Source organism: Pseudoxanthomonas sp. OG2 (assembly GCF_014192765.1).
Lineage (GTDB): Bacteria > Pseudomonadota > Gammaproteobacteria > Xanthomonadales > Xanthomonadaceae > Pseudoxanthomonas_A > Pseudoxanthomonas_A beigongshangi.
This window is the reverse complement of sequence record NZ_JACHYM010000001.1, coordinates 2,678,373-2,694,960: the sequence shown is the minus strand read 5'-3', so window position 1 is coordinate 2,694,960 and position 16,588 is coordinate 2,678,373. Positions and strand designations below refer to the sequence as shown.

Below are 16,588 nucleotides of genomic sequence, written 5' to 3'. Positions count from 1 at the left end.
CGTGAGTCGCGATGCGCGGAAAGTTTCAGGGTTCGCGACTTACGTCGCTCCCACAATGACGGCAACGGGAAGGCCGGCTACAACCAGATGCTGTTCCAGTAAGGGTAGTCGCCGATCTGTTCGGCCAAGCCCGCCCGCAACGGATTCCCGACCAGGTAACGGGCAGCGGGTTTCAGCGTGGCCTCGCCGCGTAGCGCGCGGTCATGAAACCCTTTCTCCCATACGCGGGCAATCATTGGATGCTCCATGCGAAGCCTGCGTGCGCTGTTGGTCTTCAGTCGCTGCACCACCATCGAAAGATGGTCCAAGCCGCCCACCTCAATCAGGCCATGCCAGTGATCAGGCATCAGGACCCAGGCAAGCAGACGGGATTGATACCAGAGACGCGGGTCCGTGATTGCGCGACAGACACAGCGTGCGGCTGCGGAATCCTGGAATAGTGAATGCCTGGACGCTGTCGTGAAGGTCACCAGATAGATCTGTCCGGGCAATGAAAGCCGGCTCCGCCTCAGTTTCGAATAGCCATCCATGGCCGTCCTTCTTCCGTGGATGTCCAGCATCCGTATCAGCGCACGTCCATGCCATCGGGCAAAAGCGCGTCCGGTTGTGGGGATTTCCTGATTCGCGACTTACGTCGCTCCCACAACGACCTATCCGGCGTTCGCAAAAAGCGTTGCGATATCCGCGCCGTCCAGTGCGCGCCACTGGCCTGCCGGCAGGTCGCGCAGGGCCAGTCCGCCGATGCGGCTGCGATGCAGGGTTTCGACGTGGTTGCCGGCGGCGGCGAACATGCGGCGGACCTGGTGGTAGCGGCCCTCGGTCAGACTCAGGCGGGCGTGTCGCGGGTTGATCACTTCGAGCACGGCCGGTGCCAGCGGCGTGGTTTCGGATTCAAGCATCAGTTCGCCGCTGGCGAACAGGACCGCCTCGTCGCCGCGCAGGTCGTGGGCCAGCGTGGCCTCGTAGACTTTCGGGAGGTTCGATTTCGGCGAGATGATCCGGTGCAGCAGGGCGCCATCGTCGGTCATCAGCAACAGGCCGGACGTGTCGCGATCCAGCCGTCCCACCGAGGACAGCACCGGCGAACGCAGGCGGAAGCGCGGCGGCAGCAGGTCGTAGATCAGGCGACCGGCGTCCTTGGTCGAACAGGTGTAGCCCACCGGCTTGTGCAGCATCAGTGTCAGGCCCGGCGCGGGATCCAGCGGTTCGCCGTCGACGCGGATGCTGTCGTGGTCGACCGGATCGTCGGCATACAGCACCTCGCCCGCGCCATCGGTGACGCGGCCTTCGCGGAACATCAGCGCGACCTGCTTGCGGCTGCCGTAGCCGAGATTGGCGATGTGCTTGACGATCTTCATGCGCGGCCCGCCTTCACCGCCTCGATCACCTTGAAGCCTCCCCGTTCGGCGACCGTGCGGACCTGCGCGAAGCCGCTGCCCAGCGCCGACTCGTACGGCAGGTGGCGATTGGCGACCAGCCACAACCGCCCACGCGGCTTCAGCGCGCCTGCCGCCACTTCGATGAAACGCCGGCCGATGTCGGGACGGTCGCCCCGACCCTGCGCATGGAAAGGCGGATTCATGACGATGAAGTCGTATTGTGCGGACACGCCCGCGGTCACATCGTGCCAATGGAACGACAACGCGGCGGAAGCATCCCGCAGGTTCTCCCGCGCCAGCGCCAACGCGCGCGCTTCGGCCTCGTACAGGTCCAATGCAGTGACACCCGGACAGCGCCTCAGCACCTCCGACGAGAGATAGCCGTAACCCGCGCCCAGATCCGCGCCGTGTCCGGCCAGATCTGTTGGCAGGTGTTCCACAAGCAGCGCGGAGGCGGCATCGATGCGGTCCCAGGCGAACACGCCGGGGCGACTGACGAACCGTCCTCCCAGGATCGGACGCGGTGCATCCAGCCGCCGCCATTCGGCCAGCAACGCTTCATCGCGCGCGGGCGCATGCGTCCAGAACACCCGGCAGTGGTATTTGCTGAGCGTGCCGGACAGCGGAACGATGCGCTTGAGATCACCCTCGCCCGCCTTGGCGCCTTCATCGTTCGGCATGCTCGCCGCGATTACCCCACCCGGCGCGGCGAGCGACAACGCCTTGGCGAACAGCGCCCGCGCTTCCTCGCGCTGGCGCGGCGGCAACACCAGCACCAGTGCATAGCCTTCGGCGGGCGCGTGGGACGATGCTTCCTCGACCACCTCCAGGCCCGCACGCATCAAACCATCCGCGGCGGGCTTGAAGCTCTGTTCACAGACCAGCCTGTCCAACGGGAATTGCCGCAGGGCCCAGCCGTCACGCGCGCGCAGGAACAACACGGGCCCTTCCGGCCAACGGAGATCGCCCTGCTGGAAGGGCAACAGCAGCGCGTCGAGCGCGGGATCGGAATGTGCGTGGGACACGTAGACGTCATCAAGTCGAAACGAACGCGGCGATTCTACCCGTGCCCAAGGCCATCGCCGACGTGACCGCAGGCGTGATCGATCGCGCCGTCGGTCGACCGGAAGAAAATAGAAGTTAAAAAAGTGTTGCATCTTCAAAACAACCGGCGTATCGTGCGCGGCCTTCGCCCTCGTGGCTGTTTTTTCACCGAACCGATTTCCATGACCCGCCTTCCCGCCAACACGAACCTGTTTGCCCTGTGGCCCTGCCACGGCGCGGACGCGTGCGTCCTGTTGCGTGGCGTCGAAGGCGCGCGGTACCTGGATCACTAATCACGGCTGACTCCCTGGGAGATCGGCCACCCCGATCTCCCGAGGCACGCGAACGCCCTCGGGTCGCAAGTCCCGGGGGCGTTTTGTTTTTGGCGTTCGCGGAGGATGCGCATGCATCGAGCAGGTTTCGTTCCATCCGACAGGGAAACCCCTGGTTTCCGCCCTGGAGCATCCGGGTAGCGCGCCTGCGCGCCCCGAGGCAGGGGCGCGGCTGCAACCGGCGCATGTGCGCTGCGTGGTGATGCTCCGACGCGAGCGGCGTTCGGATGGAACAACGAAATGGGCGCCATGCGCCCGCACGGATTGCCGGTTGGCGACAGCCGGCAATGCGGAACATCTTCGAACACGTCTCAGCGGTACGGGCTTGTGTCCCGTCCGGTGCGTGCGGCGCTGCCGTGGCGTATGCCGAAACGTGGGAACGGGTGTTCCACTTGACGATGGCCGAGGGGTCAGGCACCGGCGGCAACGCCGACTACACCGGTTCGATTCCGGGACGTCACCACTGGATAGCTCAGCTGGGTAGAGCATCGGTTCCTTGATACCGAGAGTCGCGGGTTCGACTCCCGCTCCAACACATGGCCTTTCACGTCATGAAATCGGGACGAAAGTCCCTTCCAGGAAACGCCCGGTGCGGCGTGCCGAACCATGCAAGGGAATGCGTGGAGACGCACGACGCAGCGGGGCTGGTGCCGGAACCGAGCCCTGGCGGCGGACGTTCCCCATCGATGGCTGACGGCAGGATGCCGGCCGCGCATCGGTGAAGGAATCTCCGCCGGCAGCGCCGGACTCCCGCTCCGGTCGCGTCCACGGGCGTTTCCGCCTTTTTCAGATGGCGCCGCATCGCGCGGCGTCGTCAACACTTCGGCACGGCTACCGTTCCCCCGTGCGGAAACAGCCATCCGGGAACGGACCACCAGAGCCAACAACCACATAAGGAGACATGTGCCATGTTCTGGACCAAGAAGGTCGTGATCGGTGACGGCGAGCGCGGCCTGGTGTATCGCAACCGTCAGCTCGAGCGTGTGCTCGAGCCGGGCGTCCACAAGTTCTTCGACCCACGCGGCGAACTGGGCATCACCGTGCACGCCATCGCGCGGCCGGAGTACGCCGGCAACGATGCCGACGTGCTGATCGCGCGCATGGACATGCTGGCGCCGTACTTCACCCTGGCTGACATCGGCGAGCAGGAAGTCGGCCTGGTCTCGAAGAACGGCAAGCTGGAAGACGTCATCCTGCCGGGCGGCCGCAAGCTGTACTGGAAGGGCCTGGTGCGGGTGGACGTGCGCAAGGTCGCGCTGGACGGCCTGCCGGAAGTCGATGCCGCCGTGGCCCGTCGTCTGCGCCAGCTCGGCGCATTGTCGAAGGTGGCCGTGGTCGCCGACGTGCCTGCCGAGTTCACCGGGCTGGTGTTCGTCGACGGCAAGCTGTCGAAGACGCTGGCGCCGGGCGCCTACGCCTTCTGGAATTTCCAGAAGAACGTGGTCGTGGACATCGTCGACTTGCGCGTGCAGGCGGTCGAGGTCTCGGGCCAGGAACTGCTGACCCGCGACAAGGTGTCCCTGCGCGTGAACCTGGCCGCGAGCACCCGCGTCGTCGACGTGGTGGCCGCGCGCACCAAGGTGGCGAAGATCGGCGATCACGTCTACCGCGAGCTGCAGTACGGCCTGCGCAAGGCGGTTTCCGCCAAGACGCTGGACGAACTGCTGGGCGACAAGGCGTCGCTGGACGCCGACATCTTCGCCCACGTGCGCGGCCAGATGACCGGGCTGGGCATCGAGGTGCTCGGCGTGGGCGTCAAGGACGTGATCCTGCCGGGCGAGATGAAGGACATCCTCAACAGCGTGGTCCAGGCCGAGAAGTCGGCCCAGGCCAACGTGATCCGCCGCCGCGAGGAGGCGAACGCGACCCGTTCGCTGCTCAACACGGCCAAGCTGATCGAGGACAGCCCGGTGTTGATGCGCCTCAAGGAGCTCGAGGCGTTGGAGAAGATCACGGAGAAGATCGACAAGCTGACCGTGTTCGGCGGCCTGGATGGCGTCATGAAGCAGCTGGTCAGTTTGAAGCAGTAGCAGCACGGTTCCCTCCCCTCGCAAGCGGGGAGGGGGCTTTCACCATTCGACTCCTTCTCCAAGCATGGGAAAAGAAGGGCAACGCCGGTTCCTCCCCCGCTTGCGGGGAGGGTTGGGGTGGGGGAAACCGGAGCAGGTGATGTCGGTTGAGCGAGGCAAGCATCGAGCGTTGTGACGCCTGCTCGATGGATACCTGGTGTCTTCGTTCGCCCCCATCCCAACCTTCCCCCGCACGCGGGGGAAGGGGCTTTCACCTTGCAGCTCCTTTCCCGCGCACGGGGAAGGATCCGCGATCCAGGCTCCCTCCCCCGTTCACGGGGGAGGGTTGGGGTGGGGGAAACCGGAGCAGGTGATGTCGATTGAGCGGGGCAAGCATCGAGCGTTGTGATGCCTGCTCGATGGTACCTGGGTGTCTTCGTTCGCCCCCATCCCAACCTTCCCCCGCTTGCGGGGGAGGGTTGGGGTGGGGGGAAAACCGGAGCAGGTGATGTCGGTTGAGCGAGGCAAGCATCGAGCGTTGTGACGCCTGCTCGATGGATACCCACTGTCTTCGTTCGCCCCCATCCCAACCTTCCCCCGCACGCAGGGGAAGGGGACTTTTCATTACATCGGTCCTTTCCGTACACGGAGAGAAGGGCTAGTCCCTTCCCATTCACCGGAGAGGGCGTTTCATTCTTCAAGGAAGAGATCATGAATACTTCAAACTTTGAATTGCTGCATGCCGAGGGCAGCACCACGCCGATCAAGGGCTGGGTGCGCGGCGTGCCGCTGGAAGCCGAGGCGCATGCGCAATTGCGCAACATCGCATCCATCCCGTTCGTCGGGCCGTGGGTGGCGGTGATGCCGGACGTGCACCTGGGCAAGGGCGCGACCGTGGGTTCGGTCATCCCGACCCGCGGGGCAATCATCCCGGCGGCGGTCGGCGTGGACATCGGCTGCGGCATGGCCGCGGTGCGGACCACGCTGCGCGCCAGCGATCTGCCCGACAGCCTGGCGCAGTTGCGCAATTCCATCGAGCGCAGCGTGCCGGTCGGCAATGGGCGTGGCGGCGAACACCACCGCCTGCCGGACAGCATCGCCGGCCGTGTGGCGGAATCAGGCCTGGCCCAGCGCCTGGACGTGATCAAGCAGAAGCACCGCAGGATCCGCACCGACAAGCTCGACAGCCAGTTGGGCACGCTGGGTGGCGGCAACCACTTCATCGAAATCTGCCTCGACGAGGCCGATGCGGTGTGGGTGATGCTGCACAGCGGCTCGCGTGGCACCGGCAACCTCATCGGCACCTACTTCATCGAGCGTGCCCGCGAGGCGCTGGCGCACCGCGTGCTCGGCTTCCATCTGCCGGACAAGGATCTTGCCTTCTTCATGCAAGGCGAGCCGCTGTTCGATGACTACGTGGAAGCGGTGTCGTGGGCGCAAGACTACGCGCGCCACAACCGCGAGGCGATGATGGCGCGGGTGCTGGCGGAAATGCGCCACCGCCTGCCGAAGTTCCAGTTGGAGAAGCTGGCGGTGAACTGCCACCACAACTACGTGCAGAAGGAAACGCACGGCGGGCAGGAACTGCTGGTGACCCGAAAGGGCGCCGTCAGCGCGCGTGAAGGCGAGCTGGGCATCATCCCGGGCAGCATGGGCACGCGTAGCTACATCGTGCGTGGCAAGGGCAACACGGACAGTTTCCACAGCTGCAGCCACGGTTCCGGTCGTGTCATGAGCCGTACCGCCGCGCGTCAGCGGATCACGCTGGCGCAACACCGCGAGGCGACCGCGCACGTCGAGTGCCGTAAGGACGAGGGCGTCATCGACGAATCGCCGGCCGCCTACAAGTCCATCGACGCGGTGATGGCCGCGCAGACCGATTTGGTCGAGGTGGTCCACACCTTGCGCCAGGTGGTCTGCATCAAGGGGTGAGCCGCGGCTCGCCCCTTTTTTTGGCTGTCAGTCCGGGCCTTCGCGGGCTCTTCGCATTCTCGGAACATTGGCTTGATCGGCGCCGAACGTTTCGCCTGTCATGCTCGGCATTCCCCCAGCACAGCGAGGTGAAGGCCATGCGAGCCATGTTCGTCGGCGGTGTCATCGACAACAAGGAAATGGACCTGGACGAGGGGCGTCCGCCGGTCCACTACCCGGAAAACACCGGCGCGGGCCAGCCGCGCTACCGGCTGCAGTACGTTGGCGAGCGCGACGACGGCAGCATCGGTTTCGCGGTCTATGGCGCGCCGGACCTGGCCGATGAGGAGATCGCCCGGATCATCGAGGAACGCGCCTATGCGCGCCGGTTCGACGCGCAACCGGTCAAGCCGCCGGAACTCTCGGGCGTCGATCACGACGGCGGCACCGTCCACTAGCGCCGCGCATCCGCATCAGTTCTGGAGTTCACGGAGGGTGACCGAGGGCGGCGCGTCGAGCACGCGCCGCGTGGCGAACATGCCGGCCGCCAACGCGGCCAGCAGGCCGATGCCGCCCCCCACCGCGGCCAGTTGCCAGTTGGTGCGCCAGGGCAGTTCGAACACCTGGGTGGCGATGACGCCGGCCAGCACCGAGGCCGCGATGGCCGCGACCAGCCCCGACAGCAGGCCGATGGCGGCGAATTCGGACGCCTGCGCCAGCCTCAGCTGGCGGCGGCTGCCGCCGAGCACCCGCATCACCCCGCCTTCCAGCAGGCGCTCGTCCTGGCTGGCGCTGATCGCCGCCAGCAGTACCAGCACGCCCGCGGCCAACGAGAACCAGAACACCACCTGCACGACCGTCGAGACCTGGTCGGCGGTGCTGCGGACCTGCTTGAGCACCGCATCGACATCGATCACCGACAGGTTCGGGAATGCCGTGACCAGATTGCGGGTGAAGCGCGTCTGCGCCGGCGGCACGCTGACCGCGGTGATGTAGCTGGCCGAGTAGCCATCCAGCGAACGCGGCGATGCGAGCACGAAGAAATTGGGCCGGAAGCTCTCCCAGTCCACGCTGCGCAGGCTGGTGATGCGCCCTTCGAAGCTTTGACCGGCGATGTCGAAGGTGACCCTGTCGCCAATCTTCCAGCCCAGCGATTCGGCGAAGTCCTCCTCCACCGACAGTTCGGGCGAAGCCGGCACGCCGGTCCAGAACTTGCCGGCCGTCACCACGTTGTCGTCGCGCAAGCGATCGGCCACCGACAGGTTGAACTCGCGGTCGGCACGCCGGCGGGTGCGCTCATCGGCTTCGGCATAGTCGTCGCCGCTCGCGGGTTTGCCGTTGAGCTCAATCAGCCTGCCCCGGATCATCGGGTACAGCGTGGTTTCACCCAGTCCCTGCGCGCGCAGGAAATCCCGCACCGGCGCGACCTGATCCTGCTGCACGTTGATGATGAAACGGTTGGGCGCATCTGCCGCCAGCGCCATCTGCCAGCGATCCAGCAGGTCGGTGCGCACGAAGGTCAGCAGCAGCAGCGCCATCAGGCCCAGGCCGAGCGCGGAGATCTGGGCGATGCTGGTGCCCGCGCGTCGGCTGACGTTGGCCAGGCCGTAGCGCAGGCTGCCGCGCAGGCGTCCGCGTACCCGCCGCACGATCAGGATCAGCGCCCACGCCAGCACCGCGAGAACCGCCAGCGTGGCAAGGATGCCGATCAGCATCGCGGTGCCCAGCGTGGCCGAACCGGCCTTCCACCACAGCAGCGCGCCCAGTCCGATGAAACCGGCCAGCGCCACCAGCCACGCGCTGGGTTCGGTCGGATCCAGATCCCGGCGCAGCACCCGCAGCGCCGGCACCCGCCGCAGCGCCAGCACCGGCGGCGCGCCAAAGGCCAGCAGCACGATCAGGCCGACGCCGTAGCCCTGCCAGGCCGGCAGCAGGCCCGCCGGCGGTATCGATATCTCCAGCGTGCGCTCCAGCCAACCGCCGATCGCCCATTGCAGGCCGAAAGCGATCGCCACGCCGACCGTGCAGGCAATCAGTCCCAGCAGCAGCAATTCGCCCACGTGCACGCCGACCAGCGTGCGCTGGCTGGCACCCAGGCAGCGCATCACCGCAGTGCCGGACAGGTGGCGCTCGCTGTGGCGGCGCGCGGCCATCGCCACCGCGACCGCGGCCAGCACCACCGACACCAGCGCGGCCAGGCCGAGGAAGCGGCCGGCGCGGTCCAGCGCGGAGCGGATCTCCGGTCGCGCATCCTGGATGGTTTCCAGCCGCTGCCCGCGCGCCAGTTGGGTGCGCGCGGCGGCGGTGAAGCGTTCGACGCCGCCGGCATCGCCCGCGACCACCAGCCGGTAACGGAGACGGCTGCCTTCCTGCACCAGCCCGGTCGCCGGAACGTCGGCGATGTTGAGGAACACCCGTGGCGCGACGTTGAAATAATCGAGCGCGGCGTCCGGTTCTTGCACCACGCGGGCGGCCAGCCGCAGCTGGATGTTGCCGATGCCGATGAGATCGCCTTCGCGGGCACCGAGGGTGTCGGCGCCCGCCTGGGTCATCCACAAGGTGCCAGGGGCGGGAATGCCGCGCGCATCGTGTTCGCCCTGCGCATCGATGATGCGGAAACTGCCGCGCAGCGGGAAGCCTTCGCCGAGCGCGCGCAGCTCGCCCAGCTTCAGATCCTCGCCGGCGCGGATCATGCTCTGGAATTCCAGGGTCTCGGTCTGCCGCAGGCCCGCGCCACTCGCGGCGCCGCGCAGTTCCTCGCTGATCGGCGCGTCACCGCGTACCACCGCGTCGCCACCCAGCAACCGGTTGGCCTCGATGGCCAACGCGCGTTCGGCGCGATCGGTGACGAAGCCCACCGCGGTCACCGCCACCACCGCCAGCACCAGCGCGGCGAACAGGATGCGGATGTCGCCCGCGGCCAGATCCCGGCGCAGCTGGCGCCAGGCCATCTTCAGCGTTCTCATGCGGCGCTGTCCGCGATCAAGCGACCGCTGTCCAGCCGCAGGTGGCGGCCGCAGCGCGCGGCGAGATGTTCGTCATGGGTGACCAGCACCAACGTGGTGCCGGCTTCCGCATTCAGTGCGAACAGCAGTTCGATGATCGCCTGCCCGGTGTGGGTATCGAGGTTGCCGGTGGGTTCGTCGGCGAACAGCAGCGATGGCCGGGTGACGAACGCGCGCGCCAGCGCCACGCGCTGCTGCTCGCCGCCGGAGAGCTGGCGCGGGTAGTGACCCAGGCGCTGGCCCAACCCCACCTTCTCCAGAATCTGTCGCGCCGACGCCTCGACGTCGGCATCGCCGCGCAGTTCCAGCGGCAGCATCACGTTTTCCAGCGCGGTCAGCGAAGGCAGCAACTGGAAACTCTGGAACACAAAGCCGACCTTCTCGCCGCGCACCCGCGCGCGACCATCCTCGTCCAGCGACGACAGCGGTTCGCCTTCCAGCACCACCGTGCCGCCCGAGGGCGTATCCAGGCCCGCCAGCAGTGACAGCAGCGTGCTCTTGCCCGACCCCGAAGCGCCGACGATCGCGACCGTGGCACCGCGCGGAACGCGGAAACCCACGTCTTCGAGGATGGTCAGATCGCCGCCTGGCAACCCCACGCGCTTGCCCAGGCCGCTTACCTGAAGCGCGTCTGTCACGGGAGTACGGGGTGCGGTGGAATCGGCCATGATCATCTCTATGCTGATGCCCCTCCATCATTGGGAGCACGGATTAAATGTTCTTTAAGAACATCCGGTATGGGGCCGCCCGGACCCGCCTGCAATGTGCCATGAGTACCGCCCTGCTGCTATTGGCGTCGCTGCTGGCGCTGCCGCTGGCCGCGCAGGCGCCGGCCGCCGCCGCGCCACGCACCGTCCTGGTGATGGGCGATTCGCTTTCCGCCGCCTATGGCCTGTCCGCCGCGCAAGGCTGGGTCGCGCTCACCGCCGAACAGGTCAAGCGCACCCGGCCGGGCTGGCGGATTGTCAACGCCAGCATCAGCGGCGAAACCACCGCCGGTGGCGCCTCGCGCATTGCCGCCGAACTGCAGCGCCATCGCCCGGCCATCGTGGTGATCGAACTGGGTGCCAATGACGGCCTGCGCGGCCTGTCGCTGGCGCAGACCCGCGCCAACCTGGACAGGATGATCCAGGCGGCGCGCAAATCCGGCGCGCGGGTGATGCTGATCGGGATGCGCATCCCGCCCAACTACGGCCCCGACTACACGCGCGGTTTTGAAGCCAACTTCAAGGCGCTGGCGGACCAGTACAAGCTGCCGCTGCTGCCGTTCCTGCTGGAACCCGTCGCCCGCGACCGCGCCAACTTCCAGGCCGACAACCTGCATCCGGTGGCGGCGGCGCAGCCGAAGATCCGCGACCACGTCTGGACGGTGCTGGCCCCCCTGCTGAAGTGACGGTCCCGGGGCCGGCCGGCGGGGCGGGGTAGGTTTTTTCCTACAGCACGTAGCGGAATCCGCTGAATGTGCAACGCCTCGCCTCCGGGCAGGCTATGCAACCGCGCAGGACGCGCGTCTGCTGGTTTCCGGAGGTTCCAATGCCCCGTCTTCTGTTCACCATCGCCGCCGCCAACGACGGCTGGCAGCTCTATGAGGGCGAGCATGGCCGTTCCCGGTTCCAAACCCTGAACGACGCCCGCGACAGCGCCCGGCTGCTGGCCGCGACCTTGTACGAGCATCACGGCATCCCGACTGCGGTGGTGATGGACATGGCCGGCCGCGAGGCCGTGGTCGTGTCCCGCCACGGCTGAGTCCGCCTGCCGGGTGCGGGAAGCGGACCCTCTCCCGCGTCCCGCGCCCGGCAGGCGCTTGCCATCCCGCTTCAACCGGCGATGCCGGACAGCTGCCGCAGCGCCTGTTCGAACACTTCCACCGGCTGGCCACCCTGGATCAGGTGGCGATCGTTGAACACCACCGAGGGCACCGCGTTGATGCCGTGTTCCTGGTAGAGCCGCTCGCGTGCCCGCACCGCCTCGGCATATTCGTCCGATGCCAGGATGGCCCGCGCACGCGCGCCGTCCAGGCCAACCGATTCGGCCAGCTGCGCCAGCACGTCCGGAGAGGACACGTCCTGGCCTTCGCTGAAATACGCGCGCAGCAGCGCGTGCTTGAGCGCGCGCTGCATGTCCGGGTGCTCCTGCTCAGCCCAGTGCAGCAGGCGGTGGGCGTCGAAGGTGTTGACGATGCGGCGGCGGCGATCCATGTCGAAGGTGAAACCCAGCGAGGCGCCGCGCTGGCGGATGGCCTCGCTGTTGCTGCGCGCCTGCTCGGCGCTCATGCCGTACTTGCGGGTCAGGTGCTCGACGACGTCTTCGCCGCCGGCCTGCATCTGCGGATTGAGCTCGAACGGCTGGAAGTGAAGTTCCACCTGCAGATCACCGCCCACCCGGGCGATGGCCTGTTCCAGCGACTGCAGCCCGATCGCGCACCACGGACACACGACGTCGGAAACGAAATCGATCTTGACCGGCTGGCTCATGCGAATCTCTCCTGGCAAACGACGGTTGCTGGCGTGGGGTTGCGCCAGCGGCAATGGGACGAATGAACCGGATCAGACCGTGGTCGGATTGCGGTACTTGAAGCCGGCCTGGTGCCAGTACGGATATGGCTTGGTCACGGCGCTGGCCGCGTCCAGGCGCGCGACCTGCTCGGCGCTCAGGTTCCAGCCGACCGCGCCCAGGTTCTGCTTCAGCTGATCCTCGTTGCGCGCGCCCACCACGATGGTGGAAACGGTCGGGCGTTGCAGCAGCCAGTTCAGGGCGATCTGCGGCAGGGTCTTGCCGGTCTCGGCGGCGATTTCGTCCAGCGCGTCGATCACCCGGAACAGATGCTCCTGATCCACCGGCGGACCGGAATCGATGCTGGTCTGCGATTGCAGGCGACTGGTTTCCGGCAGCGGCTGGCCGCGACGGATCTTGCCGGTCAGGCGGCCCCAACCCAGCGGACTCCAGACCACCGCGCCCACGCCCTGGTCGGCGGCCAGCGGCATCAGTTCCCATTCGTAGTCGCGTCCGACCAGCGAGTAGTACGCCTGGTGGGCGACATAGCGCGACCAGCCGTAGCGATCGGCCACCGCCAGCGATTTCATCAGATGCCAGCCGGAGAAATTGGACACGCCGAGATAGCGGATCTTGCCGGCCCGCACCAGATCGTCGAGCGTGGACAGCACTTCCTCGACCGGCGTGCGCGCGTCGAAACCATGCAACTGGAACAGGTCGATGTAGTCGGTGCCCAGACGCTTGAGCGCGGCATCGATGGCATTGATCAGGTGGTAGCGGGATGACCCGACGCTGTTCTCGCCTTCGTCGAAACGGAAGGTCGCCTTGGTGGAGAGGATCAGCGAATCGCGCGGCCGGCCCTTGATGGCTTCGCCGAGAATCGATTCGGCCGCGCCCTTGGAATAGACGTCGGCGCTGTCGAACATGTTCAGTCCGGCGTCCAGGCAGACGTCGATCAGCCGGCGCGCCTCGGCGACATCGGTCTGGCCCCACGAACTGAACAGTGCGCCCTGGCCCCCGAAGGTGCCGGTGCCGAAACTGAGGACGGGCACGCGGAAACCGGATGCGCCCAGGTAGCGATATTCCATGGCGGAAAACTCATGCGGGGGAGGGTCCGCCATTTCACTCCTCCGCGCCGGAGCGGGCAAGCCGCGGGATGGAAAGCTTTGTTGCCTTCCATCCGCGGAACCGGGGCAGGTGCCTGTCAGTAGGCGCTGGCGGTCGGGCGCACGATCACTTCGCTGACGTCCACATCATCGGGTTGCTCGACGGCATAGGCGATCGCCCGCGCGATGGCCTCGGCCGGAATCGCGATCTTGCGGAACTCGTCCATGCCGGCCTTGGACGCCGGATCGGTGATGGTGTCGGCCAGTTCGCTGGTCGTCACGCCCGGGGAAATCACGGTGACCCGCAGATCCTGGTGTTCCTGGCGCAGGCCTTCGGAGATCGCCAGCACCGCGTACTTGGTGGCGCAATAGACCGCCGCGGTCGGATACACCGCATGGCCACCGATGGACGACACGTTGACGAACTGGCCGCCGCCCTGCGCTTTCATGACCGGCAGGCCGGCAGCAATACCGTGCAGCACACCACGGATGTTGACGTCGATCATGCGATTCCATTCATCGATCTTCAGCGCTTCCAGCGGCGACAGCGGCATCACGCCGGCGTTGTTGATGATCACGTCCACCCGGCCGAATTCGGCGCGGGCCTGCTCGACGAACGCGCGCGTGTCTTCCAGATCGGTGACGTCCAGCTTGCGGTAAACGGCCTGGCCGCCCGCGCGGGTGATGCCGGCGACCAATTGCTCCAGGCGTTCGGTGCGGCGCGCGCCGAGCACCACGCGGGCGCCACGGCGCGCCAGTTCACGCGCGGTAGCCTCGCCGATGCCGCTGCTGGCACCGGTGATGGCGATGACTTTTCCTTCGATTCCGGACATGGGGGATGGCCTTCTCGCGATGGCCGGCGCGGGATGCGCCGGCGGGAGGCGCAGTCTGGTGCCGCCACTGCTTTCGCCGATATCCGGTTCCTCCGTCATTCTTGCCTGATCCTGCCGCGGGCCCCGCCGGGCCGTATCGGCCCTCCCGGACCGGGCGTAGACTCCATCGCCATGGAAACCTCCCCTGTTTCTGCAAACCCCGCCTCGCCGTCCGGCCTGCCGCCGGCATCCAGTGCGGACGCCCGGATCGAGGAAGGGCGCGCCGCCCTGGCCGCGGCGATTGAACGATTCTCCAGCGAAGACGGCATCCATGCCACCGCCATCGACAACCTGCGCTTTTCCCGGCTCAGCGCGCCCAGCGCGCCGATGGGCGGACTGCAGGAACCCGCGCTGTGCCTGATCGCGCAGGGCAGCAAGCGGACCCTGCTGGGCGAAGAGGTCTACCACTACGATGCTTCCCGCTACCTGCTGGCCTCGGTGGATCTGCCGATCACCGGACAGGTCATCCAGGCCACGCCCGAGCAGCCCTACCTGTGCTTCGTGCTGAAACTTCCGCCCGCCGACATCGCCGCGCTGGTGACCCAGGCCGAGGAAGTGTCCGCGCCGCTGCCGCCGCCTTCGCGCGGCATCGCGGTCAGCCAGTGCGATCCGGAACTGCTGGACGCCGCGTTGCGGCTGGTGCGATTGCTGGAAACCCCGCGCGACATTCCGCTGCTGGCGCCACTGATCCAGCGCGAGATTCACTACCGCCTGCTGCGCAGCGAACAGGGCGGCATGTTGCGCCACATCGGCGTGGCCGAAAGCCAGGGCCATCGGGTGGCGCGGGCGATTGGCTGGCTGCGCCAGAATTTCCATCAGCCGCTGCGGATCGATCACATCGCCCGGCAAGTGCACATGAGCCCCTCGGCGCTGCACCACCACTTCAAGGCGGTGACCGCGATGAGTCCACTGCAGTACCAGAAGCAGTTGCGATTGCAGGAAGCCCGCCGCCTGCTGCTCACCGAGGTGGTGGACGCGGCGACCGCGGGGCATCGGGTCGGTTACGAAAGCCCGTCGCAGTTCAGCCGGGAGTACAGCCGCATGTTCGGCGCCCCGCCCCTGCGCGACGTGGAGCGGCTGCGCACGAGCTGAAGACCGGTGTGGATCGGCTGCCGTTCAAGGACATGAACTTCGGGTGACGGACGCGCCGGAAAAGCCCGCCGACGCGTTGCCGCCCCCGGGGGGCCGGCGCAGAATCTGAGTCCCCTGATACTTTCGGAGACCGGTCATGAAACGCGTATCCCTCCTGTCCGCCCTGGTGCTGGGACTGGCGCTGAGTGGACCGCTGCTGGCCAAGTCCAGGACGGTCACCGACCCCAATACCCCGCGCGAACTGCCGACCGCCAACGCCGTCAGCGTCGAGTGGACCGACCCCGGCCAGTTCACCGACATCCGCTACAGCGGCAACCGCTGGGAAGCGGTGCAGGGCAACTGGGTGGTGGACCTGGCCACCTACCTGCAGAAGCAGGCCGGCAAGCGCCTGGCGCCGGGCCAGCAGATGCACATCACCATCACCGACATCCGCCGCGCCGGCAGCTACGAGCCCGGCCGCGGGTTCAACATGGATCGCATCCGCATCATCAAGGACATCTATCCGCCGCGGGTGACGTTGAACTTCGAATTGAAGGACGCCAATGGCCAGGTGCTGGCCCAGGGCGAGCGCAAGCTGGTCGACAGCGCCTTCATGATGAGCGGCGGCAACGTGATGGACACGGACCCGCTGCGCTACGAGAAGCGCATGCTCGACGACTGGCTGTATCGCGAGTTCCGTCGCGACGACGCCTGAATCGCGCGTTGTCCCGGAGGCACCGGATGAAAGGGAAAGGCGGCCCATGGCCGCCTTTCTTCGTTTCCGCGCCTGCGGCAGCTTCATTCCTGCGCGGGCATTCGGCGTTGCCCGCCCGCACTTGCGGTCCGCCCGGCCGCCACCATATAGGACTGCGGACGAACCCCGGAGCCTTCCATGAGCGCCTTCGATCTCACGCCTCCCACCGATGCCCAGCGCCGGCAACTCACCGACGGCCTCAGCGACGATGAACGCCGGGTCCTGCTCCAGCATGGCACCGAAGCGCCGTTCTGCGGCGTGTTCCTGGACAACAAGCGCGAAGGCACCTACACCTGCCGCTTCTGCGGGCTGCCGTTGTTCCGTTCCAGCGCGAAGTTCGATTCCGGCACCGGCTGGCCGAGTTTCTTCGCGCCGTTCGACGAGCAGCATGTCGGCCGGATCCGCGACAACAGCTACGGCATGGTACGCACCGAAATCGTCTGTACCCGTTGCGGCAGCCACCTCGGCCACGTCTTCCCGGACGGCCCGCCACCGACCCACGAGCGCCATTGCCTGAATTCGGTGTCGCTGGACTTCACCGGCGACGGCGAACCGTTGCCGGACCGGTTGCAGCGCGGCGCGCCGGAAGGCCAGCCGCTGTCCTGACCGCGC

Annotated in this window: 16 protein-coding genes and 1 tRNA gene; 9 read left to right on the top strand and 8 right to left on the bottom strand. The window is 67.0% G+C overall.

Going from position 1 to position 16,588, the window contains the following annotated elements:
• Positions 1-77 precede the first annotated feature (77 nt).
• From FHW78_RS12285 to FHW78_RS12275, 3 genes are all read right to left on the bottom strand, one after another.
• Positions 78-530, bottom strand: coding sequence for a transposase (locus FHW78_RS12285; RefSeq protein WP_183640727.1), 453 nt, complete (start codon positions 528-530; stop codon positions 78-80).
• Positions 531-650: 120 nt separating this feature from the next.
• On the bottom strand, positions 651-1,358 hold the full coding sequence (locus tag FHW78_RS12280; RefSeq protein WP_183640725.1) for a pseudouridine synthase: 708 nt from the start codon (positions 1,356-1,358) through the stop codon (positions 651-653).
• The gene (locus FHW78_RS12275) at positions 1,355-2,404 is read right to left on the bottom strand and encodes a class I SAM-dependent methyltransferase (protein WP_343205560.1); all 1,050 of its coding nucleotides are present in this window, start codon (positions 2,402-2,404) and stop codon (positions 1,355-1,357) included. The genes FHW78_RS12280 and FHW78_RS12275 overlap by 4 nt, the downstream gene beginning before the upstream one ends.
• Positions 2,405-3,220: 816 nt before the next feature.
• On the opposite strand from FHW78_RS12275, the gene FHW78_RS12270 reads away from it, so the two are divergent.
• The 4 genes from FHW78_RS12270 (at position 3,221) to FHW78_RS12255 (ending at position 7,133) form a co-directional block, all read left to right on the top strand.
• Positions 3,221-3,287: transfer RNA gene (locus FHW78_RS12270), tRNA-Gln, on the top strand.
• A gap of 376 nt (positions 3,288-3,663) precedes the next feature.
• The gene (locus FHW78_RS12265) at positions 3,664-4,785 is read left to right on the top strand and encodes a slipin family protein (RefSeq protein ID WP_183640723.1); all 1,122 of its coding nucleotides are present in this window, start codon (positions 3,664-3,666) and stop codon (positions 4,783-4,785) included.
• A 690-nt stretch (positions 4,786-5,475) separates the two neighbouring features.
• Positions 5,476-6,696: an RtcB family protein gene (locus FHW78_RS12260; protein WP_183640721.1), complete on the top strand. Its 1,221-nt coding sequence runs from the start codon at positions 5,476-5,478 to the stop codon at positions 6,694-6,696.
• Between the two features lie 137 nt (positions 6,697-6,833).
• The gene (locus tag FHW78_RS12255) at positions 6,834-7,133 is read left to right on the top strand and encodes a hypothetical protein (protein ID WP_183640718.1); all 300 of its coding nucleotides are present in this window, start codon (positions 6,834-6,836) and stop codon (positions 7,131-7,133) included.
• A gap of 15 nt (positions 7,134-7,148) precedes the next feature.
• On the opposite strand, the gene FHW78_RS12250 is transcribed toward FHW78_RS12255, so the two are convergent.
• On the bottom strand, positions 7,149-9,641 hold the full coding sequence (locus FHW78_RS12250) for an FtsX-like permease family protein (RefSeq protein ID WP_183640716.1): 2,493 nt from the start codon (positions 9,639-9,641) through the stop codon (positions 7,149-7,151).
• Complete coding sequence (locus FHW78_RS12245; RefSeq protein WP_318288313.1) at positions 9,638-10,318, bottom strand: ABC transporter ATP-binding protein; 681 nt, start codon at positions 10,316-10,318, stop codon at positions 9,638-9,640. The genes FHW78_RS12250 and FHW78_RS12245 overlap by 4 nt, the downstream gene beginning before the upstream one ends.
• A 131-nt stretch (positions 10,319-10,449) precedes the next feature.
• On the opposite strand from FHW78_RS12245, the gene FHW78_RS12240 reads away from it, so the two are divergent.
• Entirely contained in the window at positions 10,450-11,073 is a 624-nt protein-coding gene (locus tag FHW78_RS12240; protein ID WP_183640711.1) for an arylesterase, read from the top strand.
• Positions 11,074-11,213: 140 nt separating this feature from the next.
• Complete coding sequence (locus FHW78_RS12235) at positions 11,214-11,426, top strand: hypothetical protein (protein WP_183640708.1); 213 nt, start codon at positions 11,214-11,216, stop codon at positions 11,424-11,426.
• A 71-nt stretch (positions 11,427-11,497) separates the two neighbouring features.
• Here the strand turns inward: FHW78_RS12235 and FHW78_RS12230 are convergent, their stop codons facing one another.
• From FHW78_RS12230 to FHW78_RS12220, 3 genes are all read right to left on the bottom strand, one after another.
• The gene (locus FHW78_RS12230; RefSeq protein WP_183640706.1) at positions 11,498-12,154 is read right to left on the bottom strand and encodes a DsbA family oxidoreductase; all 657 of its coding nucleotides are present in this window, start codon (positions 12,152-12,154) and stop codon (positions 11,498-11,500) included.
• 72 nt (positions 12,155-12,226) lie between these two features.
• On the bottom strand, positions 12,227-13,261 hold the full coding sequence (locus tag FHW78_RS12225) for an aldo/keto reductase (RefSeq protein ID WP_183640704.1): 1,035 nt from the start codon (positions 13,259-13,261) through the stop codon (positions 12,227-12,229).
• 116 nt (positions 13,262-13,377) lie between these two features.
• Entirely contained in the window at positions 13,378-14,112 is a 735-nt protein-coding gene (locus tag FHW78_RS12220) for an SDR family oxidoreductase (RefSeq protein ID WP_183640702.1), read from the bottom strand.
• A gap of 171 nt (positions 14,113-14,283) precedes the next feature.
• Between FHW78_RS12220 and FHW78_RS12215 the strand changes: the two genes are divergently transcribed.
• The 3 genes from FHW78_RS12215 to msrB all read left to right on the top strand — a co-directional run bounded on the left by FHW78_RS12215 (position 14,284) and on the right by msrB (position 16,582).
• Positions 14,284-15,243: an AraC family transcriptional regulator gene (locus FHW78_RS12215; RefSeq protein ID WP_183640699.1), complete on the top strand. Its 960-nt coding sequence runs from the start codon at positions 14,284-14,286 to the stop codon at positions 15,241-15,243.
• Between the two features lie 136 nt (positions 15,244-15,379).
• Entirely contained in the window at positions 15,380-15,937 is a 558-nt protein-coding gene (locus tag FHW78_RS12210; RefSeq protein WP_183640696.1) for a DUF3016 domain-containing protein, read from the top strand.
• Positions 15,938-16,114: 177 nt separating this feature from the next.
• Positions 16,115-16,582, top strand: a complete 468-nt coding sequence (msrB, locus tag FHW78_RS12205) for a peptide-methionine (R)-S-oxide reductase MsrB (RefSeq protein ID WP_183640694.1) — start codon at positions 16,115-16,117, stop codon at positions 16,580-16,582.
• Positions 16,583-16,588 lie beyond the last annotated feature (6 nt).

What these genes read in the sequence shown, in the direction of transcription:
- FHW78_RS12285 (WP_183640727.1), bottom strand. Translation starts at nt 530, where the DNA reads ATGGATGGCTATTCGAAACTGAGGCGGAGCCGGCTTTCATTGCCCGGA.
- FHW78_RS12280 (WP_183640725.1), bottom strand. Translation starts at nt 1,358, where the DNA reads ATGAAGATCGTCAAGCACATCGCCAATCTCGGCTACGGCAGCCGCAAG.
- FHW78_RS12265 (WP_183640723.1), top strand. Translation starts at nt 3,664, where the DNA reads ATGTTCTGGACCAAGAAGGTCGTGATCGGTGACGGCGAGCGCGGCCTG.
- FHW78_RS12260 (WP_183640721.1), top strand. Translation starts at nt 5,476, where the DNA reads ATGAATACTTCAAACTTTGAATTGCTGCATGCCGAGGGCAGCACCACG.
- FHW78_RS12255 (WP_183640718.1), top strand. Translation starts at nt 6,834, where the DNA reads ATGCGAGCCATGTTCGTCGGCGGTGTCATCGACAACAAGGAAATGGAC.
- FHW78_RS12250 (WP_183640716.1), bottom strand. Translation starts at nt 9,641, where the DNA reads ATGAGAACGCTGAAGATGGCCTGGCGCCAGCTGCGCCGGGATCTGGCC.
- FHW78_RS12240 (WP_183640711.1), top strand. Translation starts at nt 10,450, where the DNA reads ATGAGTACCGCCCTGCTGCTATTGGCGTCGCTGCTGGCGCTGCCGCTG.
- FHW78_RS12235 (WP_183640708.1), top strand. Translation starts at nt 11,214, where the DNA reads ATGCCCCGTCTTCTGTTCACCATCGCCGCCGCCAACGACGGCTGGCAG.
- FHW78_RS12230 (WP_183640706.1), bottom strand. Translation starts at nt 12,154, where the DNA reads ATGAGCCAGCCGGTCAAGATCGATTTCGTTTCCGACGTCGTGTGTCCG.
- FHW78_RS12225 (WP_183640704.1), bottom strand. Translation starts at nt 13,261, where the DNA reads ATGGAATATCGCTACCTGGGCGCATCCGGTTTCCGCGTGCCCGTCCTC.
- FHW78_RS12220 (WP_183640702.1), bottom strand. Translation starts at nt 14,112, where the DNA reads ATGTCCGGAATCGAAGGAAAAGTCATCGCCATCACCGGTGCCAGCAGC.
- FHW78_RS12215 (WP_183640699.1), top strand. Translation starts at nt 14,284, where the DNA reads ATGGAAACCTCCCCTGTTTCTGCAAACCCCGCCTCGCCGTCCGGCCTG.
- FHW78_RS12210 (WP_183640696.1), top strand. Translation starts at nt 15,380, where the DNA reads ATGAAACGCGTATCCCTCCTGTCCGCCCTGGTGCTGGGACTGGCGCTG.
- msrB (WP_183640694.1), top strand. Translation starts at nt 16,115, where the DNA reads ATGAGCGCCTTCGATCTCACGCCTCCCACCGATGCCCAGCGCCGGCAA.